Source organism: Rufibacter sp. XAAS-G3-1 (assembly GCF_013623775.1).
GTDB lineage: Bacteria > Bacteroidota > Bacteroidia > Cytophagales > Hymenobacteraceae > Nibribacter.
The window spans coordinates 421,970-445,119 of the sequence record NZ_JABFAM010000006.1; the positions used below are offsets into that span (position 1 = coordinate 421,970).

At 47.2% G+C, this 23,150-nt stretch carries 17 protein-coding genes and 1 riboswitch; of the genes, 10 read left to right on the plus strand and 7 right to left on the minus strand.

Annotated elements, in window-relative coordinates:
• Nucleotides 1–230: 230 nt before the first annotated feature.
• From HHO50_RS08405 to HHO50_RS08415, 3 genes are read right to left on the minus strand one after another with little or no spacing between them, the layout of a single operon-like run.
• On the minus strand, nucleotides 231–1,478 hold the full coding sequence (locus HHO50_RS08405) for a homoserine dehydrogenase (protein ID WP_181305550.1): 1,248 nt from the start codon (nucleotides 1,476–1,478) through the stop codon (nucleotides 231–233).
• Nucleotides 1,457–2,512: a homoserine O-acetyltransferase gene (gene metX, locus HHO50_RS08410; RefSeq protein ID WP_181305551.1), complete on the minus strand. Its 1,056-nt coding sequence runs from the start codon at nucleotides 2,510–2,512 to the stop codon at nucleotides 1,457–1,459. Before metX ends, HHO50_RS08405 begins: the two co-directional genes overlap by 22 nt.
• A gap of 13 nt (nucleotides 2,513–2,525) precedes the next feature.
• Nucleotides 2,526–3,857: an O-acetylhomoserine aminocarboxypropyltransferase/cysteine synthase family protein gene (locus tag HHO50_RS08415; protein WP_181305552.1), complete on the minus strand. Its 1,332-nt coding sequence runs from the start codon at nucleotides 3,855–3,857 to the stop codon at nucleotides 2,526–2,528.
• A 281-nt stretch (nucleotides 3,858–4,138) separates the two neighbouring features.
• Nucleotides 4,139–4,253: riboswitch (SAM riboswitch) on the minus strand.
• Between the two features lie 391 nt (nucleotides 4,254–4,644).
• Here HHO50_RS08415 and HHO50_RS08420 point away from each other — a divergent pair.
• The 6 genes from HHO50_RS08420 (at nucleotide 4,645) to trpS (ending at nucleotide 10,153) form a co-directional block, all read left to right on the plus strand.
• Nucleotides 4,645–5,580, plus strand: coding sequence for a phosphoribosylaminoimidazolesuccinocarboxamide synthase (locus tag HHO50_RS08420; protein ID WP_181305553.1), 936 nt, complete (start codon nucleotides 4,645–4,647; stop codon nucleotides 5,578–5,580).
• Between the two features lie 68 nt (nucleotides 5,581–5,648).
• A complete protein-coding gene (locus tag HHO50_RS08425) occupies nucleotides 5,649–6,026 on the plus strand; it encodes an STAS domain-containing protein (RefSeq protein WP_062545662.1) in 378 nt (125 codons plus the stop codon).
• 19 nt (nucleotides 6,027–6,045) lie between these two features.
• The gene (locus tag HHO50_RS08430) at nucleotides 6,046–6,963 is read left to right on the plus strand and encodes a ribonuclease Z (RefSeq protein WP_181305554.1); all 918 of its coding nucleotides are present in this window, start codon (nucleotides 6,046–6,048) and stop codon (nucleotides 6,961–6,963) included.
• A gap of 643 nt (nucleotides 6,964–7,606) precedes the next feature.
• On the plus strand, nucleotides 7,607–8,398 hold the full coding sequence (locus tag HHO50_RS08435; RefSeq protein WP_181305555.1) for a queuosine precursor transporter: 792 nt from the start codon (nucleotides 7,607–7,609) through the stop codon (nucleotides 8,396–8,398).
• 29 nt (nucleotides 8,399–8,427) lie between these two features.
• Nucleotides 8,428–9,081 (plus strand): alpha/beta fold hydrolase, encoded by a 654-nt coding sequence (locus HHO50_RS08440; RefSeq protein ID WP_181305556.1) that lies wholly within the window; start codon nucleotides 8,428–8,430, stop codon nucleotides 9,079–9,081.
• Between the two features lie 97 nt (nucleotides 9,082–9,178).
• On the plus strand, nucleotides 9,179–10,153 hold the full coding sequence (trpS, locus tag HHO50_RS08445; protein ID WP_181305557.1) for a tryptophan--tRNA ligase: 975 nt from the start codon (nucleotides 9,179–9,181) through the stop codon (nucleotides 10,151–10,153).
• Nucleotides 10,154–10,360: 207 nt separating this feature from the next.
• Here trpS and HHO50_RS08450 read toward each other — a convergent pair whose 3' ends face one another.
• Nucleotides 10,361–10,756: a hypothetical protein gene (locus HHO50_RS08450; RefSeq protein WP_181305558.1), complete on the minus strand. Its 396-nt coding sequence runs from the start codon at nucleotides 10,754–10,756 to the stop codon at nucleotides 10,361–10,363.
• Nucleotides 10,757–10,911: 155 nt separating this feature from the next.
• Here HHO50_RS08450 and hppD point away from each other — a divergent pair, with 155 nt between their 5' ends.
• The 4 genes from hppD (at nucleotide 10,912) to HHO50_RS08470 (ending at nucleotide 18,144) form a co-directional block, all read left to right on the plus strand.
• Nucleotides 10,912–12,012, plus strand: a complete 1,101-nt coding sequence (gene hppD / locus HHO50_RS08455) for a 4-hydroxyphenylpyruvate dioxygenase (RefSeq protein ID WP_181305559.1) — start codon at nucleotides 10,912–10,914, stop codon at nucleotides 12,010–12,012.
• Nucleotides 12,013–12,084: 72 nt separating this feature from the next.
• Nucleotides 12,085–13,833: a phospho-sugar mutase gene (locus HHO50_RS08460; RefSeq protein WP_181305560.1), complete on the plus strand. Its 1,749-nt coding sequence runs from the start codon at nucleotides 12,085–12,087 to the stop codon at nucleotides 13,831–13,833.
• A 680-nt stretch (nucleotides 13,834–14,513) separates the two neighbouring features.
• Complete coding sequence (locus HHO50_RS08465) at nucleotides 14,514–17,132, plus strand: gliding motility-associated C-terminal domain-containing protein (protein ID WP_181305561.1); 2,619 nt, start codon at nucleotides 14,514–14,516, stop codon at nucleotides 17,130–17,132.
• A 4-nt stretch (nucleotides 17,133–17,136) separates the two neighbouring features.
• On the plus strand, nucleotides 17,137–18,144 hold the full coding sequence (locus HHO50_RS08470; protein ID WP_181305562.1) for a type IX secretion system membrane protein PorP/SprF: 1,008 nt from the start codon (nucleotides 17,137–17,139) through the stop codon (nucleotides 18,142–18,144).
• 464 nt (nucleotides 18,145–18,608) lie between these two features.
• Here HHO50_RS08470 and HHO50_RS08475 read toward each other — a convergent pair whose 3' ends face one another.
• The 3 genes from HHO50_RS08475 to HHO50_RS08485 form a co-directional block, all read right to left on the minus strand.
• Nucleotides 18,609–19,229 (minus strand): recombinase family protein, encoded by a 621-nt coding sequence (locus HHO50_RS08475; RefSeq protein ID WP_181305563.1) that lies wholly within the window; start codon nucleotides 19,227–19,229, stop codon nucleotides 18,609–18,611.
• Nucleotides 19,230–19,934: 705 nt separating this feature from the next.
• Nucleotides 19,935–20,900, minus strand: a complete 966-nt coding sequence (locus tag HHO50_RS08480) for a replication initiation factor domain-containing protein (RefSeq protein WP_181305564.1) — start codon at nucleotides 20,898–20,900, stop codon at nucleotides 19,935–19,937.
• 616 nt (nucleotides 20,901–21,516) lie between these two features.
• Nucleotides 21,517–22,980 carry a hypothetical protein gene (locus HHO50_RS08485; RefSeq protein WP_181305565.1) on the minus strand — a complete coding sequence of 488 codons (1,464 nt, stop codon included), beginning with the start codon at nucleotides 22,978–22,980 and terminating at the stop codon, nucleotides 21,517–21,519.
• Nucleotides 22,981–23,150 lie beyond the last annotated feature (170 nt).

The window sequence follows — 23,150 nt, forward strand, 5'->3', positions numbered from 1 at the left end:
TTGGGGCTGTTTTCTATAAAACAGCCCCAAAACGAAGGTTCTTTTTTTTTCACTCGAATTCAGGCAAGATCTGTGTTTTCGTTTTGAGGCTACTTTCCATAAAACGGGCTTAAAACGAAAACACCCGGCTAGAGCCAGGTGCCTTGGTCATTGAACGAACTAAATAAACAAGCTAACTTTTTCGGTTTACACCGATGGAATTTTTATAAAATCACGGGACACAGACTGCCTTAAGACAATTCGGCTTTTTCTTTCTCCTTTTTGGCATAGGCACCCGCAAAATCTGAGGACAGGGCCATGATGTACGCGCCTGCGCTTCTGATCTGCTCCTGTGCTTTAATGAGGTTGCCCAGGGAAACAGTCCCGATGACGCTGAACGTGTCATTCTCCCGCTGCACGTTTTGCAGGTTGGCGAGGCCCAAGGTGACTACCAAATCTGGTTCACTGCTGCGCAGGTACACCTCGAATTCAAAGTCCAGGGCGAGGGCCGGGGCATTGGTGGTTCTGTGCAGCTTTTTATAGCCGTAAGAATAACCTTGGCTGATGGAGACAATGTCTGATAACACGGCGGCTCCGGTAGGGTGTCCGCCGGCGCCGCGGCCTTTGAACAGTTGGGGCCCCGAGTAAGTGCCCTGTACCACCACCCCGTTAAATTCCTGCTCCACCACAAACAAATCATCTGAGGCGTTTACCAGGCTTGGCAACACCACCGGCACCAACTCTCCATCTGCGGTAAGATGCGAAGAGGCGACCATTTTGATGACCGCATCATTCTGTTTGGCGTATGCCACGTCCTGGTCACCCAGATAATCAATCCCGAAGAAAGCGACATCCTCTGGGGCAATGGTTTTGCCAAACGCGTGGGCGGTTAAGATGCACAGCTTGTGGCGGGCATCGGCCCCGGCTACGTCCAGCCAAGGGTCTAATTCGGCGAAGCCTTTGTCCTGGGCTTCCTTTAGGGCTTCGGCGTAGCCTTTCTGCAGTTTGAAAATCTGGCTCAGGATGTAATTGGAAGAACCGTTCAGGATGCCATGTACCCGCTCCAGCGGCTCGTTGGAGAAATATTCTTCTACGGTTCTGATGATGGGAATTCCGCCGGCGACGGCTGCCTCATATAATAAGACCCCGCCGAACTCTTGCTGCAGGGCCAGGAGTTCGGGCAAGTGGTAGGCAACCAGCTTTTTGTTCGCGGTGACCACCTTTTTACCTTTGCGCAGGGCTTCGGCCACAATGGTGTAGGCTTCGGCGGCATCACTAATGGCTTCCACCAGAATATCCAAGCTTTCGTCCTGCAGCACTTCCTGCGGGTCATAGGTGAAGCTTTCTGCCGGCAGCGGACGCAGTTTGTTTGGGGTTTTCACGCAGATGCGCTCTACTTTGTAGGGGAGCGACTCTTCGCGGGAGAGGATGTCATACAAGCCCTGGCCTACGCAGCCAAACCCAAATAAACCTATTTTTAGAAGACGGTGGGAATCCATGTTTTTCGCGGTTGTTTTTTCTTTAAAAAAGTATCTAGTATGTGACGCAACTGGTCAGTCTCTAATAAAAAACCATCATGCCCGGCTTCAGAATGAATAACCTGGAAAGAGGCGTGAGGGATGTGCCTGGAAACAAAGCGTTGCTCGTTGAGGGGGAACAACTGGTCTGTGTCTATCCCAATCACCAAGGTTTCTGCCTGTACCTGCCGCAGGGCTTCTTCCAGGGTGCCCCGGTTACGTCCTACGTGGTGGCTGTCCATCATCTTGGTGAAGTGCCAGTACGAGAAAGCGTTGAAGCGTTTCGCTAGTTTTTCGCCCTGGTACCGCTGGTAGGTGGCCGCCCGGTAAATGTCCTTCAATTTAGAAGAGCTTTCCTTTTGCGATTGGTTATAGGTGTTGTAATTGCGGTAAGACAACAAGGCGATAGAACGGGCGGTTTTCATGCCTTCCAGTCCGGCGGTATCGGTTGCTAACTGCCAGGTTACATCCTGCTCAATGGCCATGCGCTGGCTTTCATTTAACGCAATGGCCCACGGGGTTTGCCGCGCGTTGGCAGCCACCTGCACCAGACGTTTGGCAACTGTGGGGTTTTCAACCGCCCACTCCAGCGCCTGCTGCCCGCCAATGGAACCGCCAATCAGCACCTCCATCTGTTCAATCTCTAAGTGGGCACGCAAGGCGTCAAACGCCCGCACGACATCCAGGTTGGTGACGGTAGGGAACGCGTGGTAATAAGGTCTGCCAGTGTCTGGGTTCAAACTTAGTGGGCCCGTGGAGCCGTAGCAGCTACCCAGGGAATTCGCGCAGACAATAAAATGCTGGGCTGGGTCAAAAGTCTTCCCTTCGCCGAATAAATCGCCCCACCAGTCCTTCACAAAAGCATTGCCGGTAAAGGCGTGGCAAACCCAGACCACGTTGCTGCGGTCTTCATTCAGGGTGCCCCAGGTGGTGTAGAAGAGTTGGAAGCCGGGCAACGTTCGCCCGGACTCCAATATGAATTCATTTGTATAGTCAAAAACGCGTCCTTTCAACATGGCTGTTACTTCCTTATAAAGAGGCCTCCAACTTCGGTGCCCGTACTTTCACTTTGGCAAATGCCTGTTCAAAATCGGCTTTGATGTCCTCTAAATGCTCAATCCCCGCTGAAACCCGCAGCAGTGTAGGATTCACGCCCGCCGATAGTTGCTCTTCTTCGTTCAGCTGCTGGTGCGTGGTGGAAGCCGGGTGGATAATCAGGGTTTTGGCATCGCCCACGTTGGCCAGATGGCTCACCAGTTCCAGGCTGTTCACAAACACTTCGGCCTCTTCTTTGCCCCCTTTCAGGTTGAAGCTCAACACGCCCCCAAAACCACGTTTCAGGTATTTTTTGGCGAGTTCGTGGTAAGGGCTGGAAGCCAGACCCGGATAATTCACACTCTCTACCAACGGATGCTGTTCCAGCCACTCGGCCAGCGCTTGGGCGTTCTGCACCGTGCGGTCTACCCGCAGCGAAAGCGTTTCTAACCCTTGAATTAATTGGAATGAGTTAAAAGGACTCAAGGCCGGGCCGAAATCCCGCAGACCTTCCACCCGCGCCCTGATGGCGAAGGCAATATTCCCGAACGGTCCACCGGCCCCAAATACTTCCCAGAAGTTAAGGCCATGATAGCCTTCAGACGGCTCACTGAACTGCGGGAATTTGCCGTTGCCCCAGTTGAAGTTACCGCCGTCTACAATCACGCCGCCTACGCTGGTGCCGTGTCCGCCAATCCATTTGGTGGCGGAAGCTACTACCACGTTGGCTCCATGCTCTAACGGGCGGAACAAATAGCCACCGGCCCCGAAGGTGTTATCCACTACCAGCGGCAAATTGTGCCCAGCGGCCACGGCCGCAATAGATTCAAAATCAGGAATATTGAAACGGGGATTCCCAATGGTCTCTAAATAAAGCGCTTTGGTGTTTTCGTCAATCAAAGAAGCGTAGGTAGCGGGCTCATCATTCTTAGCGAAACGAACCTCAATGCCCAGACGCTTGAACGCTACTTTGAACTGGTTGTAAGAACCGCCATACAAGTTGCTAGAGGCAATAAAATTGTCACCGGCCTGCAAGATGTTGTTTAAGGCGATGAACTGCGCCGCCTGTCCAGAACCTACGGCCACAGCTGCCACTCCCCCTTCCAAGGCGGCGATGCGTTTCTCGAACACATCGGTAGTGGGGTTCATGATGCGGGTATAGATATTGCCGAATTGCTTTAAAGCAAACAGGTTGGCGCCATGCTCGGCATTCTCAAAAACGTAGGAAGTGGTTTGGTAGATAGGCACCGCCCGTGAACGAGTGGTGGGGTCTATTTCTTGGCCAGCGTGTAGCTGAAGGGTTTCAAAACGATAGGCATTAGACATGGTAATAGCCGGTTACAATTAGAAAATTGAACAAAAACAAGAGCCAGAAAACGGACAGATAACAGGTTTCCTCCTGCCGCTGTGCGTCAGGCCCCTAAAAGCAAAAAATTAAACTTTGAGCGTGGGGTTTAGCGACAACAGCAACAAATGTCTGCGATAGACATACTGCACATTCGCATAAGGAAAGGGAAACTAATGGATGTGTAACCATTTGCCGTCCTGGTCAGGCGCGGCGCTGCATTGTCAGAAGTGGCGTTGAATTGCTTTTCCATCTTCGTATCAATTTATATTCCCCAGGTGGCAATATGTCCCCTGAGATCAGGAATTAGCACCTTACACGGTTGGTAGGTTGCTAGAGCTTCATTGAGCCTGTCTCTCCGCTCTTCTTTATAAATCAACTACCGGAATAATTGACTTGATGCTGCAAATCTATTAACGAAATCCTTAGCACCAAATAAATATCGAAATATTTTGTAAAAAGTTTTAAAATCCCAACAAATGTTAGTAAATGGAGGAGGCTCAAAAATCATGTTCTGAAATCAAAAAATCAGCTTAAAATTCATGCACTGGGTTGAAAATCAACCTGCCCCTACCGCTCTCCAGAGAGGGCTTTCTGAAAGTGAAGCTGGGAAAAACTTGGTGCATTTTTTTGCAGTATTTAGTAATCCCCTCCACAAAAAGTTAAAGGTGGGTATCCTTTATTCAGTTCAAGTAAAGCGCAACTTGAGTTAAATATTCTTGCCCCGTCTCTATCCTTTTCTAACTTTGCCACTGTTAGTCAATTGCTATGCAAGCCTTAAAAGAAACCAATTTCCATTTTCCAGAGCAGACCGGCTTTTACCGGGGCAAGGTTCGGGACGTATATTATTTCAAAGACAAATTAGCCTTGGTGGCCACTGACCGCATCTCGGCGTTTGACGTGGTCTTGCCGCGGGCTATTCCCTACAAGGGCCAGGTTCTGAACCAGATTGCGGCCTCCTTCCTGGAGGCTACCGCTACCGTGGTGCCTAACTGGGTACTTCGCCAACCGGCCCCCAATGTGACCATTGGCCGACAGTGCGAAACGTATAAAGTGGAGATGGTGATTAGAGGCTATTTGGCGGGCCACGCCTGGCGCGAGTACAGTGCCGGTAAGCGGATGCTGTGCGGCGTTTCCCTCCCCGAAGGTTTACGGGAAAATGATCCGTTTCCAGAGCCCATCATCACCCCTACCACCAAAGCCTCTGAAGGCCATGACGAAGACATCTCCCGGGAAGAAATCCTGGCCCAGGGCATTGTTCCGGAAGAAGAATATCTACAGCTGGAGGCGTACACCAGAGCCTTGTTCCAACGCGGCACAGAACTGGCCGCCGAGCGCGGCCTACTGTTGGTGGACACGAAATATGAGTTTGGGAAAGCAGATGGCATCATTTATGTAATAGATGAAATACACACGCCTGATTCCTCAAGGTTCTTTTATTCAGAAGGTTACGCAGAAAGGCAAAACGCTGGAGAGCCCCAACGGCAACTTTCAAAGGAGTTTGTTCGTCAATGGCTCATTGAGAACGGCTTTCAAGGAAAAGAGGGGCAGCAGATACCAGAAATGACAGACGCAAAAATAACCGAGATTTCGCAGCGGTACATAGAATTGTACGAGCAGTTGTTAGGCAGAAAGTTTGTTCCGCAAGATTATGCAAGCCAACCACATACGCTGCAGGAAAGTATTGCGGCCAACATTTTTTAGATTACTTTGTTACAGATATTCCACCAAAAATTGGTAGATTCGCACTCCAAACCTTTTTGCTGTTACTTATGAAGTACACAATCGATAAAAAAGAAAATTACACGATCATCACCATAGATGAAAAAAAACTGGACACGACAATCGCTCCTGATTTGAAGTCTGAGTTTGTGAAGTTGAATGCAGAAGGTATCACCAACCTGATCCTGGATCTTACCAACGTAAAATATACCGATTCTTCCGGCCTTTCCTCTATCCTGATCGCCAATCGTCTTTGCAACTCATCTGGAGGGGTTTTGATTTTGACCGGCTTGCAAGAGCACGTGACCAAGCTGATCACCATCTCTAAACTGGAGTCTGTGCTCAACATTCTGCCTACAGTGGAAGAAGGCATTGACCGCGTTTTCCTGCACGAGATTGAGAGCGATCTCACCAAAAAAGAAGAATAGTTTCTAATCGGGCCGCAGTTTGGATTTTGAGCTGAAAATACTTGGGAGTTCCTCTGCCACCCCGTCTTTTGAACGAAACCATACCGCCCAACTACTCACGGTTGGCAACCAGATCAATCTGATTGATTGCGGCGAAGGTACACAAATGCAGCTGATGCGGTACAAAGTAAAGCATCAGCGCATTTGTAACATCTTCATCTCGCACCTGCACGGTGACCATTACTTCGGTTTGGCCGGGCTGCTGTCCACCATGCACCTACAGCAGCGCACCGGTCCCCTAAACCTCTTCGGCCCCAAAGGTTTAGCTGAAATCCTTACCCTTCAATTTAAATACGGCGGCACCCAACTCCCCTACCACATCAATTTTGTGGAGGTAGACACCACCGTTTGCAAAAAGATCTTTGAGGACAAGCACCTCACGGTGCATACGCTGCCCATGCAGCACCGCGTGCCTTGCTGTGGCTATCTGTTCAAAGAAAAACCCAAACCCCGCCACTTACTCAAAGGCAAACTCCCCGAGTTCCTGACTCCTCCCCAGTTAGTCCGCCTGAAATGGGGCGAAGACATCCGCAATGAACACGGCGAAGTGCTGGTGCGCAACCAGGACGTAACCACCGATCCTAAACGCAGCCGCAGCTACGCCTACTGTTCAGACACCAAATACAAGGAAGACATTCTACCCTATGTCACCGGAGTAGATCTACTGTACCATGAGGCTACTTTTCTGAGCGATCTGGAGCATAGGGCCACCCACACCTTCCATAGTACTGCAGCCCAAGCCGCCACCTTTGCTCAAAAAGCGCAGGTAAAACGCTTGCTCATCGGTCATTTTTCGGCCCGCTATAAAGATCTCTCGCCCTTGCTGGCCGAGGCCCAGGCGATTTTCCCGAATACGGCTTTGGCGGCGGAGGGGAAAACGATTAGTGTGTTGGAGTAGACATTCACTTGTTTTTTGATGTGGGCGGATGATGCTTTGAAAGTGAATGCCTTTTGTTGATGCCTTGGCTTGGCGGCTTTTCTCGTTGGTTCATGTACTTTCTTGTTTCATCTTTCTGGTAAGCGCTCACGGCCGCGAGGCCGCGCCTTCCGCCCTCGCGCGGTGAGTTCCGCTTCCTTCGGCTGAAGCCTCGGATGCCGGGCTCCGCCCGACACCGCAGATCTCAAGGCGCTCACCCGAAAGGCTGGAAATGGGAATGCGCGGGCTGGACAGTGGAAATGCGTTTGGAGGCGGAAGAAGTGTTATGCGTTTCTCCACTTGTATCTTTTTAGGGTGATTTTCAGAAAGTAGCCCATAAACAAAAATACTGGCGCAAGTCTGCGACTTGTGTCTACTAGGCCGGGTAGTCTCCTGACTACCTTCGCTACAAAGCAGCGAAAGGCACATTGCTGAAATTTCATTCAACCTCAAACCTGGATTTTACCTTTCAGAAACCTCAAAAATTATTCTACTAATTTAGAAGGCATTCTTCATTTCTAGCTTGTTTTTCAGGAAACAGACTAAAAACGACGGGGTTTGGCTTTATTGAATATTTGGCGCTTTCTCCCATCTTTACAGTTCCATCTTTTACTTCGCGCGCGCAATGCAGCAATCTTCTTCTCCTTCTAGCATGGGCTTCAAGAAACGGCAGCTCTTTATGGTGCTCTGCGGCATTTTCCTGACCAATGCGCTGCTAGCCGAACTGATTGGGGTGAAGATTTTCTCGGGCGAGGGCCTTTTGGGCGTGAGTGGCGCGCAGATTCCGGTGCTGGGCACCAAGCTGGATTTCAACCTGACGGCGGGCGTCATTATCTGGCCGGTGGTCTTCATCACCACCGATATCATTAATGAGTATTTTGGAAAAGAAGGCGTTAAACGAATCAGCTTTTTAACCGCGGCCCTCATTGCGTACGCTTTTCTGGTGATTGTGGTGGCCACGAACTTGCCTCCCGCCCAGTTCTGGCAGGACGTGAACAGTCAGGGGCCGAACGGCTCCACCTTTGACATCAATTTTGCCTTTCACAAAGTATTCGGGCAAGGGCTGGGAATTATAGTGGGGTCTTTGGTGGCTTTCCTGCTGGGACAATTACTGGATGCCCACGTGTTCCATTGGCTGAAGCATCTGACAGGGAGCCGTAAAATCTGGCTCAGGGCCACGGGTTCTACGTTGGTGTCACAGTTAGTAGATACCGTGGTAGTGCTGTTTATCGCGTTTTACCTTTTTGGCGATTGGGATTTGAAAACCGTGCTTTCTGTTTCGGTTATTAATTATCTCTATAAATTCACCGTGGCGGTGGTACTTACGCCCCTTCTCTACCTAGCCCATTCGGTGATTGACCGTTACCTAGCCGGAGACAGAAATGTACCCATGGAGACGTTTATCGCGAAAGAATGAGTTTATGCTGTTTTACGTAAGTTTCTGACATGCCCCAACCTCCGCTGTATCTCCTGAGTGGCCTCTGCGCCGATGAACGCTTGTTTCAGTTCCTGCAGTTAGCGCACCCAAACCCCAATGTCATCCAGTGGATTATCCCCGAGCCTCAGGACAATCTGGCTACTTACGCCACCAAACTCATCCGGCAGATAGAGCCTAATCAGGAGCCGCCCATTCTGATAGGACTGAGTTTCGGGGGCATGGTCATCCAGGAAATCGCGAAGCAGATTCCGGTCACGCGGCTGATTCTACTTTCCAGCCTGGCTAATACCCGTGAGTTGCCCTTGCATTACAGAGCTGCCGGATTCCTGCAATTGCAAAAATGGCTTCCTTTGGGTTGGTTCAAACACTGGATGGCGCCCGCCAACTGGATTTTTGGTGCGCACACGACACAGGAAAAGCGCATTTTGCAGGATATCATTCAAGATACAGATATTCCCTTTTTGCGCTGGTCTTTGCACCAAATCCTGCATTGGCAGCATCAGGCTTCCACGGAAGGCGTGGTGGTCATTCACGGCGACGCCGATAAAATTTTGCCCGTTCCGCAGCACCCCAATTTGCAGGTGATAAAAGGGGGAGAGCACCTTATAGTCTTGAGCCGGGCAATAGAAGTGAGCGCCTTGATTAACCAACACCTGCATTAAAGCGTTTTTGGGCTATTTCCTGAAAAACAGCCCAAAAACAGAAAGGCTTTCGCGTTTGCCGGGCAATCGCTTACTTTGCACAAACTTTACCTAGAACATGGCACGAATTCTCACCGGCATCCAAAGCAGTGGCCGTCCGCACCTGGGCAACCTGTTGGGCGCCATTCTCCCCGCAATAGAGCTTTCCAAAAAATCGGAGAACGATTCGCTTTATTTCATCGCAGATTTGCATTCGCTTACGTCTATTAGGGATGCGCAGGAACGCCGACACAACACGTATGCGGTAGCCGCGGCCTGGCTCGCCTTCGGGTTTGACACTGATAGAAACATTTTCTACCGCCAGTCTGACGTGCCTGAGGTAACCGAGTTGACGTGGTATCTGAGCTGTTTCGCGCCGTATCCCATGCTGGCGAACGCCCATTCGTTTAAAGATAAATCGGCGCGCCGCGGTTTGGCTGACGTGAATGCCGGTCTGTTCACCTACCCTATCTTGATGGCCGCCGACATTCTGCTCTACGATGCGCAGTTGGTGCCCGTGGGGAAAGACCAAATCCAGCACCTGGAGATTACCCGTGATGTAGCCAGTTCTTTCAACCACATTTACGGCGAAACGTTTGTGATTCCGGAGGTGAAGGTGGACGAAACGGTGATGACGGTGCCCGGCATTGACGGCGAGAAGATGAGCAAATCGTACGGCAACACCATTGACATCTTCCTGCCTGATAAGGAGCTTCTCAAGCGTATCAAGAGCATTGTATCAGACAGCAAAGGCCTGGACGAACCCAAAGATCCGGCCACGGATAATACCTTCAAGTTGTATTCATTGCTGGCCTCGGAAGAACAGATTGACACCATGCGCCAAAACTATTTAGCGGGCGGCTACGGCTACGGCCACGCCAAACAGGCGCTCTATGACCTTATTCTCAACAAGTATGAAGAGCCGCGCGAGCGTTTCCACTACTACATGAACAACCTGCATGAGATTGACGCGAAACTAGCCGAAGGTGCCGCCAAAGCCCGCGCCCTTGGAGGCCCGGTTCTGAAGCGCGTTCGGGAGAAATTAGGCTTCTAGATTTTTGTACGTTTTAGACCTGAATTTTTAAAACCAGGGCCAAAACAAACGCGCCGAAGAAGTGTTTCTTCGGCGCGTTTGCCGTTTAGGAAACCTCCAAGTAGCGTTTTTACCCTGTTTCCCGTAAAACTGCCCAAAAGCAGAAAGGCTCCTGCGCGGTTTAACCCGGCGCAGGAGCCTTTCTGCTTTTGGGCATGTGCTTGCGTTCTACACTTCGGTGCTCCAAACTTCTTCGCGCACGTTTTTGCCTACGCTTAAGATAAGGCGGGTAGGGCTGGGTACCAGTACCAGACGCGCTTCTTTGTTGGGGTACGCATCGGCTTCTACCCAAACGCCTTGCTTGCCGTTCAGTTCCTCGGCGTTGAGGGTTTCGGGCAGGTAAGCGGTAGGGAGAAGGACATCGGTATCTGGGCAGACTTTCATGTGCACATCGCCTAAGACTTCCTCCAGGTATTCCCCGAAGTTGTCGTTGAACTCGTCTTCCAAATCATGCAGCTCTTCTTCCACGTCATCGTAGCGGTTATCGTTATAGGAGAGTTTGCTAAGCTCCTGCTTTTTCTGGATGATGGTTACCAGCGCAGTATTCAGTTCCTGGATATTCATGCGTTCTTATTTTTTACAAATTTTATAACATCTGAGACTATATGCAAGCGGCCACGCCAAATACCCGCTCTAAATACCTATTTTCTTTCCTGCTCAATTATTCTATTTTTACAGAAATGTCCTTGTAAACAGACCTATCTTAAAAATTCTCTCCTATGGCCGAACCCATCGATTTTCTTCCCCTCAACGGTACAGATTACATTGAATTCTACGTGGGCAACGCCAAACAGAGCGCCTACTTCTATCAAAGTGCGTTCGGGTATGAGTTGGTGGCGTATGCCGGGCCCGAGACCGGTGTACGGGACAGGGCCTCTTATGTGTTGCAGCAGGGCAAAATTAGGCTCATGCTCACCACCTCGCTCCTGCCCGACTCGCCCATCTCTGAGCACGTGCGCCTACACGGCGACGGCGTGAAAGTGATGGCCCTGTGGGTAGACGATGCGTTCATGTCCTATGAAGAAACGGTAAGCCGGGGCGCAAAATCGGCGGGCGAGCCGCAGACCCTGACCGATGAGTTTGGCGAAGTGCGGGTGGCTTCTATCTACACCTATGGCGAAACCATCCATACGTTTGTGGAGCGCAAGAACTACACCGGGGCTTTCATGCCGGGCTACGTAGCGCGCAAAAGCACCTTTCCCGTGGTGCCGGTGGGCCTGAAACACGTAGACCATTGCGTGGGCAACGTGGGTTGGGGCGAAATGAACACCTGGGTTGACTTTTATGCCAAGGTGATGGGCTTCCAACTGCTGCTCACCTTTGACGACGAAGACATCTCCACCGAATACTCGGCGCTCATGTCAAAGGTGATGAGCAACGGCAACGGCTATGTGAAATTCCCCATCAATGAACCCGCCGAAGGCAAGAAGAAATCGCAGATTGAAGAGTACTTAGACTATTACCACAGCCCGGGCGTGCAGCACATCGCCATTGCCACCGATGATATTGTGGCCACCGTAGGTGAGCTGCGCCGGAGAGGCGTGGAATTCCTGAGCGTACCGGCCTCGTACTACATTGATTTAGCCGAGCGTGTGGGGGCCATTGAGGAAGACATGAAGCCCATCCAAGATCTCAACATTCTGGTAGACCGTGACAATGAAGGCTATCTGCTGCAAATCTTCACCAAACCAGCGCAAGACCGACCTACGGTTTTCTATGAAATCATTCAACGCAAAGGCGCCAAATCCTTCGGGAAGGGGAACTTCAAGGCGCTTTTTGAATCAATTGAGCGTGAACAAGCCCTGCGGGGTAACTTATAACCTTATATAGCCGTTTTGAGACTGTTTTCCCTAAATCAGCCTCAAAACGCATTCGTCCTTTTCTATAAAACTATGCAAAACAATTTATCACTGGAGCCAGCCGTATTAAACAAAGTAAATACCTGGTTAGAGGGTGCTTATGACCAAGACACCAAAACCGAACTGCAACGCTTGATTGACAGCCAGGATGCAGATACGTTGACCGATTCGTTCTACAAAGACCTGGAGTTTGGCACCGGCGGCTTGCGCGGCATCATGGGCGTGGGCAGCAACCGCATGAACCGCTACACCGTGGGCATGGCTACCCAGGGCCTGAGCAATTACCTGCTTAAATCCTTCCCCGGCCAGTCCATCAGTGTGGCTATTGCGCATGACAGCCGTAACAACAGCCCCTACTTTGCCAACGTGGTAGCTGATGTGTTCAGTGCCAACGGCATTAAAGTGTACTTCTTTAGTGAGCTTCGGCCTACGCCCGAGTTGTCCTTCGCTATTCGTCATTTAGGTTGCCAGAGCGGCGTGGTCTTGACGGCTTCGCACAACCCCAAAGAATACAACGGCTACAAAGCCTACTGGAACGACGGTGGCCAGGTAACGGCTCCGCACGACAAAAACATCATTGCTGAGGTAAACAAAATCACCTCTTTGGATCAGGTGAAGTTTGAGCGCAACGAAGCCAACGTGGAATTCATTCTGGACGAGGTAGACCAGGCCTATCTGGATAAAGTGGCTACCTTAAGCGTAGACCCGGCCATGATTCAGCGCCAGAAGGATCTGAGCATCGTGTTCACGCCTATCCACGGAACCGGTATCACATTAGTACCACGCGCGCTGGAGCGTTTCGGGTTTACGAACGTGCACGTATTGGAGGCTCAGGCTACGCCCGACGGAAACTTCCCTACCGTGGTGTATCCCAACCCCGAGGAAAAAGACGCCATGAACCTGGCCATGCAGAAAGCCGAAGAGCTGAACGCCGAGCTGGTATTGGCCACCGACCCAGACGCGGACCGCGTGGGCATTGCCGTACGTGACCTGAAAGGCCAGTTCGTGCTGCTCAACGGAAACCAGACCGCCGCCCTGCTTACCTATTACATTCTACAGGCCTGGCAAAAAGCGGGCAAACTCACCGGCAAAGAATACGTGGTGAACACCATTGTAACCACCGACCTCATCAACCGCGTGGCCGAAGGTTTCGGCGTGGATTGCTATGAGACCTTGACCGGCTTCAAGTACATTGCCACCATCATGCGCGAGAAAGAAGGCCAGGCTCAGTACATCTGCGGCGGCGAGGAAAGCTACGGTTTCTTAGTGGGTGATTTCGTGCGCGACAAAGACGCGGTTTCTGCCTGCGCCATGATTGCCGAAATGGCGGCCGCTGCCAAAGACCAGGGCAAGAGCCTCTTCGAGCTCATGATTCAGATGTACCAGGAGTACGGCTATTACAAAGAAGACCTCATCTCTTTGACCAAAAAAGGCCACCGCGGGGCGCAGGAAATCCAGGAGATGATGCAGGAACTGCGCGAGAATCCACCCCAAACCATTGCGGGCTCGGCCGTGACCGAGCTGATTGACTACAAAACCGGCTTCCGCCGGAACCTGCGTACTGGCGAAGAAAGCGCCACCGGCCTGGAAAGCGCCAACGTACTCCAGTTCCTCACCGAAGACGGCACCAAAGTATCGGCCAGACCATCGGGCACCGAGCCGAAGATCAAGTTCTACTTCAGCGTACGCGAGCCTTTGGCTTCTGCCGCTGATTTCGAGAAAACAGGCCAGAAACTGAACGACAAGATTCAGGCGATCATCTCAGACCTACACCTGAAATAAGCGCAATGAATTTTAAAACAGAAAGCCCTTCCTGCCTGTTACAGGAAGGGCTTTCTGTTTTAAGGCTCCTTTGGTGAAAACAGGCCTTAAACTGGTTAAATGTCAGAAGCGATATCTTTCTGGCAAGTTTAATGGGTTGGCATGAATTGAACTTAACCATGAACTTACAGACTTGAACAAGCAAGAGCCTAAAATAGCGTCCTGAATAAAGTCTATTTTTATCCTAATTTTTGAAAACTATAGCCTATTAATAGAGTATTCTTGGTTGGAAGGATTTCAAAAGTTTTGCCGTAACCGTTCTGCATAGCTGCGTGGCTACGTCTTAAAAGATTTAGGCAGTGCCTAATTGTGCATCTGATTTTAATCCCGTATTTTTAACCAAGGCTATCTTACCTATGGCTGAGAAAAGGCATGAACCACAGGTCTTTGCCTTTCTGTTCACTTTCTTCACGAATTCAAGAATGTGATATAATAAATTTTACTTTTTTTCGATATTTAGAAAGAGGTTCCCACACTTAAGAAGCAAGACTATTTGATATAACTATTACTACCCTCCTACATCTGGATCATCTACCCCAATACCCCCTGTTTCTGGATAGGCAGACTGAATAGTTCTGTACCGTTTTCTTCTTCTGAATGTTAACCTGATTTAGTATTGTTTACTTTTTTCAGACAACCGAATGCATTCATTCAAAAGCTATCTGCTGATATTTGCGGTCTATCTCTATAGCTCCTCTTTGCTTTATGGGCAGACTCCTTGCGGGGCTGCTATTACCCCCATTGGCACAGATCCGGTCTGTTATGGGACTCCTTTATCTGCAACACCTACAGGCCCTGGATTTAAGTACCAATGGCAAAGAAATGGGGTGAATATCATAGGTGCTACTAAACCCACCCAACCAGTGGAAGCTGACGGGGATTATTCGGTTATTGTATCTGGGACAACTTGTAGGTTAGACACCTCAGACGTGGTGGCGGTGAAACTCATTGAACAGGAAGCCAAGTTCAACGCCAACGAAAAAGAGAGAGATACCCCGCAGTCGCCTCCTCCCCTGTGCGGAGTTCCAGTTACCTATACCTTGGAAAATGAATCAACGGGCAATAACTTGACTTACCAATGGGAGATATTGGACGGAAACAAACAATCGGTACCCGTAACCACTGCCGAATTTGTGGCTCCATCCAATAACACCGTTGAAAACCCCGTCATCCGTTTTTACCAGAAAGGCCAGTACACCATCCGGCTGAAGATTATTGGGGAATGCAACCCCGGGGGAGAAGACGGCCCGTTGGACACCCTAGATATCAGAAATCCTAACGTGGAGCGCGACGGCAGATACGTGCATGAGGAACAAGTGGTAGTGGTGTACCCGCAAATACAGCCGCAACCTTTAGAGTTTTGCCTTGATCCTACCGCTGGCCCCACCGTAACCCTTAATGGACGACAGCTCATTGGTGAGCCAGACGGCAATTTAGGGACTATTGATCCTGCATCCTTTGTCTGGACAGTGCCCAATGGAGTCACCATTAGTGGGAATGCTACTTCAGACAACCCAACTTTCCAGTTCCCAAATGTGGCTGGCGCCTACACCTTGACGGTAGATTTCGCGAATGAATGCGAAAAGGCAAGTGGACTAAGGGGTGAACCCACTGAGATCACCGTCACGTTTAATCCTTTGCCTGACAAACCCACTATTGCCAGACCAGAGGTATTTGTGTGCGAAGGCGAAACTTATACCATCAATCCTAGCCCAAACCCGAACAACCAAAACAGACTGTACAACTTCTATACTGCTCCTACCGGAGGTTCACCGCTGAACACGGGAGGTCCACAACCTATGTTCTCCGTTGGCCCTTTGACTGGCAGAAGGGTAATCTATATCTCTGCCTTTGAGAATGGCTGCGAAAGTGCTGATCGTACTATGTTCACTATCAATATTATCCAGCAGGAACTTAAAAACGAAATTTCCACAGACCAAAGCATCTGCGCTGAAACCAAACCCAACACCTTAACGGGTTCCAACGCGACAGTGGGTACTGCCACCCCCATCTACCTATGGGAAAGCCAGACAGCTTCCGGCACTTTCACCGCCGCTGCGGGTACCAACGACCAACAGAACTACTCTCCGCCAGTGCTCCAGGAGACCACCATCTATAGAAGAACGGTGACGTTTGAGGGTTGCAGCTTGCCTAACTTCAGCAATGAGGTGACCGTTGAAGTACTGCCAGTTATTGAGCCTAGTGAAAACATCATTGAAGTAGACAAAGAGGTAGTCTGCAAAGGCGATGTTCCTACCTTAACCGGTAACCTTCTTAGCGGTGACATTGAGTACGTGTGGGAAAGCAGCACCACCAGCGCCACCACGGGCTTTATTCCGGCGGTGGGCTCAGATAACACCAACGGAGCGCTGTTTACCCCTGGCTTTATCACCCAAACCACCTGGTACCGCAGAACGGCCAAGTACCGGAACACCAATTGCGATCCGGTACCTTCCGCAGAGGCGATACAAGTGACCATTGATGAATTACCGGCAACTCCTGTGGTGGTAGCCGCAGCGGTATCTACCTGTCAGGGTGGTTCCGCCACGTTGGAAGTAGTGCCAGACGCAACTGGTAACGGTACCCTCACATACAATTGGTACATAGGGGAAGCTGACGGAACACAAACGCTTATTGGTTCTGGAACCCCCTTCGTTACGCCGGCATTAACACAAAACACCACATTTTATGTGGAGGCTGAGAATGAAAACGAGTGTGTAAGCCTCCGCCGTACCTCTGTCATGGTGACCGTGCTTCCTATTACCGCCAATGCCGGACGTGATACCACCATCATAGAAGGGCAATCTACTACGCTAAGAGGAACTGGGGCACCGGGCGCAACCTATTCCTGGTCTCCGGTCACTGGGCTTAGCAACCCTAATGTGGCCAATCCGGTAGCTACCCCTACTGAAACGACTATTTATACGCTAACCGTCACCAACGGTGACCTGGAGTGTGTGGCCACAGATGAGGTGACCGTAACGGTGATCCCGCGCATTAAGATTGTGAACACCTTCAGCCCTAACAATGACGGCGTAAACGAAGTCTGGGAGATTGAAAACATCCAGAACTACCCAGAAGCCACCGTTGAGATCTTCAACCGCTACGGTGCCCAGGTATTCAAATCCAATATTGGATATACGCAGCCTTGGAACGGAACGCACAATGGCAATCCGCTGCCGCTGGCTACCTATTATTACATCATCCATTTAAATAAAAATGAGAAGCCTTTCACCGGCAGTATCACCATTATCAAATAAGCAGATGAAGAAAAATATAGGCGCTTTTCTGGTTCTGCTGCTTCTCACTGCCCCCGCCTGGGGACAACAGCGGCCGCAGTACAGCCAATACATGATCAACAGCTATTTGCTGAACCCGGCCATTACCGGCATTGAAGATTACACCGAAGTCAAGATTGGAACCCGCCAGCAGTGGGTGGGTCTGGAAGGGGCCCCCAAAACCTACCATGTAAGTGCCCACACGCCCCTGAACAAACAGGTAGCCAGCATTAGAAACGCAGGCAAAGGCATTACCAGCACCCGCACCGTGAATAAAAACCGATTCTCGCGGGCGTATCCGCACCACGGGGTAGGTATTCAGGCCATCAGTGACCGGACGGGCCCGCTGCGGAGAACCAATGTGAACCTGACCTATGCGTACCACTTGCCTATTACCCGAACCATTACGGTGTCTATGGGAGCCAGCGCCGGTATCTTGCGCAACAGCATCAACCCCGGTGAAGCCACGTTCACTAGCCCAGATCCGGCTATTTCCAGTGACTACGTGAACCGTAATTACTTTGACCTGGGCCTGGGCACCTGGATCTACTCCAACAGTTTCTTCGTGGGGCTCTCGGGCGCGCAGCTCATCAAAAGCAACAGAGACCTGAACCCCAGTGAAGAAAATGAAGGGCCAAACAATGTGCTGCAAAAACATTATATCGCCACGGCAGGCTACAAATTTGATGTGGGCCAGGAAGTTACCTTGATTCCTTCCGTATTAGCCAAATTCACCTCTCCCAGCCCCACTACCCTGGACTTCAACCTAAGAGCCATCTATGCGGATCGGGTTTGGGCGGGCGTCTCTTACCGGAACGAGGATGCTTTTGCCTTGATGACCGGCGTAAACATCAGCCACATCATGGATGTAAGCTACTCCTATGACTACAACACCTCCCCGCTGAATATCTCCAACTCCGGTACCCACGAAGTGGTGCTAGGCCTGAAACTCTTCAACAGAGGCAAAGTGATCTGCCCTAGATGGATGCATTAATCTGTCATTGGTGATGAAAACGGAAGCGGCCCCTTTCATAGAGATGGGCCGCTTCCGTTTTCAGGCCGTTTTTCAGAAAAGGAGGCAAAACGGTATTTTCTACGATAATAGCATAGAGGCAACCCCTTGCGGTTGCCCTTTTCCCCTCCCATGCTATATTCCAGACAATGTACGGACAGGCCGCACCCTGTCCAATCTCTTTCGGAAACGGGTCTTGCAACGGCAGAAAACTTTATACCAGAGAAAATGGCAAAGGGCAACCACAAGGGGTTTCTCCATCATAGAAATGCCCACCTCTTACCAAGAGTTACGATAGTTTAAAACTACCAGATTACATGTGATTGACTTTCAATATTTTATTGTATTATTAAAGTGTATTAGACTAACATTTTCGAGATTTGTTAGTCTAATACACTATTCAGTTAGTCAGCATTTTAAAGTATGATACCGGAAAAATAATATTCCTACATCTCCTTTTTCACTCTCTGTACTGTGGATACACTCACATCGCAAAGTTTGGCGGTTTCTCTGATAGAATAGCCTTCTTGTAGCTTCTTAACGACTTGCTTGTATTCTTTGAGCATTTCGGTCTTGCCTTTCTTGCTGCCTTCTGGTCTGCCTAGTACTACTCCTTTACGCTTTGCTTCTGCTATACCAGAGTTGATGCGTTCTACTGTGGTTTCACGTTCCATCCTACCAATATCTGTTAGCATTGTCACCATAAACATACCCATGCTATTTACAGAGCCGTTGGCGTTCAATGTTTCTATCTGGTAGTTCAATACCACCACAGATACTTTAAGTTCGTGTAACTCTTCTATAGTGGCAAGAACCTGTGGAGTATTCCTTCCAAGTCTGGATATTTCATGCACCAACACTTTATCGATTTGCTTTGCTCTGGCAAGTTCCAATATGCGTTGGATGCCTTGACGCTCTGAGTTCTTCTTTGCCCCGGAAATCTTTTCGGTCACCACTTCTATGATGTCAAGACCTTTGCCGTTGGCATAGCTAGTTAATTCCGATAGTTGGCGGTCTGTACTTTGACCGTTGCTGGATACTCTCAGCAGTAGGGCTGCTTTCTTCATAAGCCAAAGATAGTAAATTGTGTTCAATTAAACTATAGTTTTCAGGAACACGGCAAACCAATAAAAAAAGATGCGTCTGTACTCAGTATGGGTAGTTTTTTTCGGGAGGGATTATTTGAACACAGCTATTGGTTTTGAATACATTCCAAGGATGCTGTTTACCCCCCCACCCTTTCCTTTCTGAATTCGTGTATGTTTGATGGAGCCATGGTATGGATAAGGGGCACCAGAAACATTAGACCCCCGCCCCCAATGGTTTTTCGTTCTCATGGAAGAATAATATATTCTATAAGTAGTTACCTAAGTAGGGAAAGCAAAACAACGGGTTGGGTTAGTATATGATAAGGTATTTAGACATTCTAAGCAGTTATAGGCTACTTCTATTGGAGATTGGTCTGTTCCTCACCACATGGGGAAACAACTTGTTATCCGCTTTGAAATGATTGTTTTCGGTATCAATCCTTTATGATGTCTGATTATTTCTTCAATAAAAAAAGACCAGAGATTTATTCCCTAGTCTTTCCTTTGATTTATATATTATGTAATACGCTTAGACATAGTATATAGTAAATTTTTATATTTGGTTTTATGATTTCTTGTTAAATATTTAAAGTCAATTTTAATATTCTCGCTGCCTGTCTACTCTAGCGAGCAGTCAGCAGAATACTTCGTAACATTGCTTCATCTTATTAATTTATATATTATTTAGAATATAGAATTTGATTTTTTGATTTCCTTCTTTAAATCTTTCTCTTTAAGGAATCCAAGGTCTTTAATCTCCTTTTCATAGAAATCTAATAGATTGTACTGAATAGCAATATGCTTCACATTTAGAATAGATTGCTTGTCATACTCAATGATAGCAGTCTTAATCATTTTCCTTATTATGGATTTTTTAGATTTCTCAATTTGTTGTTGGTTTAAAGTAGATGTGGTTTTATGACTATCGTTATTACTAGCTGCCAAACCATTTCTTGCTTGAAACACACTTTTTACAGACAAGTCAAAGAAATGTATTGCCTTGCATCTGTTCGGTCTTGTAGATGTTCTCTCTCTGAAATCAAAGAAATTGGTAAGGTTGGAAGAAATTAAATATTTTATAAATTCTTCATCAAACAACGAATCTAAATCTATTGAGTACTTCTTACTTTGTAAATAGCTGTTCTTTAAGCGTAGTTCAAATCTATACACATCATTCTCCTTATCATGTGTTAGATGTTCATCATGTAGAACAGTTATAGATTGCTTGTGTCCCTTTGCTTGTAGTTCTTTGGTTTTATTGTAGATAGTAACTCTCTTTCCAGTATGATTACTTCCTAAATAGAAAGTTGGTTTGAAATTACCGGGAATTATATAACCCTCAACATCAATAGAACCGAAGAAATCTATAGTCTTTACTCTGGTGTTGAAAAGATAATCCTGCTTGTTGTTGAACATCTCAATAAAAATATCACGGATATTGTCTCTAGTATCAATGAACAAATCAATGCAACTGAAATTATTAATCTTTAGATGAAAGGTATTCAAGAATAATTTGATTTTACTCTGACAGTCTTTCTTTCTAAATAATTCATTATTAATTTTCAGACCTATCTTGTCTTCAAACATCCCACGACCATCCAACTGAGTTGAACCGATTAGAATATTATTGTATCTTACTTCATAGGTCAAGTTGTAGTTGGTAGTTGACTTATTCTTGTTAGTTAAGGTAAATCCATCGTATTCATATACGTTGCTGTAGTTCGTGTTGGTAATCTGGTATAGATTGAAATAGCTGGTGTTATAACTATCTTGTTCTTTTAGTGTTATTTCTAGCTTGTCTAAGCCACTCACATAATTTGTTATCACTTAGTATTAATTATTTTTTAGTTCCGTTTGGATGAACCCGGATATGGCTTTGTGTTCAAATAGAAACTTGCCGTTGTAGGACAAGATTTCAACTTCGTTATCTTTGAGGAATCTCTTCAATTTGAAATGCACTGTGCTTTTGTGCTTACCAACCATGTTTTTGATGAAATCAAAATCCACGTAGATAGTGTCATTTAGAATGTATCTTATCATTTGTCTTGTTATTTTTTATTATATATAAATTATAAGACGCTTTGTTTTAAAACACATAGAAGAAAATGAGATATATTTTTTATTCTCACATTGAATCTTATTCTCACATATAAAATCTATAACTTTTTGCCATGAAAAAAGCCCACCAGCTTTGGGGCTGTGGGCTTTTCACTAGGAGGCTATTTAAGGCTATTTTTAAGCCCGTGGCGGAACGCTCTATATTGTGTTATACATTCTCTTCTATTGCTTCTAGCTTTGCTTGTACGGCTTTTATTTTGGCTTTGTCTGCTTGCTTATCTTTAACATTCCTCAGTAAATCTTCTGGTGTATTCTTTACATATTTTCTCAGTACCACACTCGAAACAGACCCTAGCATCAGAAGAATTTCAGGCTCAGTATATCTTTGTTGCCATAGGCGTGTACAAAATCCCCTACGATTACTGTGACTTGACAATAATTCATGCTTGTAATGAAAAGTTATGAATTTTTCTTTCAGTCGCTCTCTCTTAATTTGAATAGGCTCTGTATTGATTTGATGTAATTCAAAAACTTCTTTGCAAATCTTCTTTATTGTCTTATTGTAATTTTCAACCGAAACTAAATTAAGGTTGTATTTATATTTTTTTAAAATTTCTTCGATTTTTGGGTCTAATGCTAATGGGATATTGAAATCTCCATCGGTTTTTTGTGTCTTACCTTGCAACATTTCATTATCAATCCACCAATACGACCGTTTGATGTCTGAATAACGAAGACCCGTATAGTTACCAAACAAACATAAATCTATATATTTTACATAAGATGGATTGCAAGTATCTTTAAACTCCCAAAGCAAATCCAACTCTTTTTCAGTTAGGTATATTATTTCTTTCTTTTCTTTGACTACTTCATACTTTTTATAGCCTTTGTTTATTTTCAAATCCTTTTCATCTTCCAGCCACTTTAAAAAACTCTTCAACTTGTTTACATGACTACCAAAGAAATTATTGTAATATTGTTTACCATCCTTAGCAAACATTAAGTAATGGGCGTACGAATTATATAATTCATAATTAAACACATCATAAGTAAGAATTGTATTGGTAGCATCAACAAATTCCAAGAATGTTTTTATCCAATGTGTCAAATCTCTCTTAAAACTATCACTTCTACTGAAAAACTTGTTTGGATATTCCTCTAAGTATTTTCTTATTTGAGAATCTTCATGGCTTTCGTTCCTATAACCTTTCCGGTTTAGTTCTCTTTCAAGTTCTTCTATTTTTTTGAGTTCATTTATATGAAACTGTTTCCGTTCCGGGATTTCCAAGCTTTCGAGATAGTCCAGTAAGTTGGTAATCTTTGTTTTTCTGTTTTCAACATTCAGGATTTTAGCATCTTCCTTTTTCTGTTCTTCAATTTCAGATAGACGCTTTTCGTATAGTGGTTTAACCTGTGCGAAATCTGGATTGGGTAGCGTGTCAGCAACATCTTCTAGGAGTTGTTGGGTCTGCCTTATCTTCAAATTGATGGAAGATGCTTCACCATACTTCGTTTTAACCATGCCTGTGACACTATCAAACTTGTGTCGTTCTATCTTGACGTTTAAGGATAACGAATGAGGAATACGCTTGTAGGTATAGCGAACGTGCAACATGCACAGACCCTTAGAATCCGGTGCTTTCAGGTATGCTTTGGTTGTATATGATGCCATCAGAATAGTGCAGTTTGTAAAATACTATAACAAAGATAGTTATTTCTATAATATTAGATTAACATTCAACTAACACTATTTTAAAAACCTTGTTTAAGCGCACCAGAGAGGCATAAATAAAAAAGCCCACCTCTTACCAAGAGGTGGGCATTTCTATGATGGAGAAACCT